We start from the raw sequence: 778 nt of genomic DNA on the forward strand, positions 1-778 counted from the left end.
ATAAATTTCCATCCGGCCATCAGTTTTGGCATCGCCTAAAGCCTTTTGAATTGTTGCCCACTCTACATCGTTTTCGCGCGCAATCGCCGCAGCCACTAAAGCATTGTTGATATTGAAGTGCCCTAAGACATTTAAAGCCATCGGAATCGTTTCACCTTGGTTTTTCACCACAAAAGTCTGTTTGGTTTCACTAAAAGCTAATTCATCTGCAAAATAATCAGCCACCGGGTTCTTGCGTGAAACAGTCACAATCCGTTCAATATTTTCAGCATCTTGTGCTGCTTTTAAAATTTCTTCATAATGGTCCGTATCTTCATTGATGACAGCCACTTTACCGTGGTCAAAAATCCGTAATTTTGACTGGAAGTAGTCAGCAAAAGTGGGATGTTCAACTGGTGAAATATGGTCTGGTGAAATATTTAAAAAGGCCACCACTTGCATCTTCACGTCATCAACGCGGTGGTATTTTAAGGCTTGACTGGATACTTCCATAGTTGCCCGTTTCACCCCATTGTCTCGCATTGTTGCTAGCATTTCATATAAATCCATGGCTTCCGGCGTAGTAAGAGTTGATGGTATTTTTTCAAGGCCATCATAGTTAAAGGTAGATGATACGAAACCAGGTAGTGCTTGCCCTTTTTCCTGACTGTCTAGGGTCAAAATTTGGTTAACAAAACCTGCAGTGGTTGTTTTACCCTTGGTACCTGTAATCCCTGAAATGGCCACGTCTTGCCAAGGTGATTGGTAGAAGAAGTTGGCGAGCTGAGCCATCGCTAGG

1 protein-coding gene is annotated in these 778 nt (G+C 42.7%); it reads right to left on the reverse strand.

What is annotated here, in order from left to right:
- Positions 1 to 778 (reverse strand): Mur ligase family protein (locus ACRCJ0_RS17060; RefSeq protein WP_431391347.1); only part of this gene is annotated, 778 nt, incomplete at both ends.

Source organism: Aerococcus sp. L_32, from assembly GCF_050689315.1.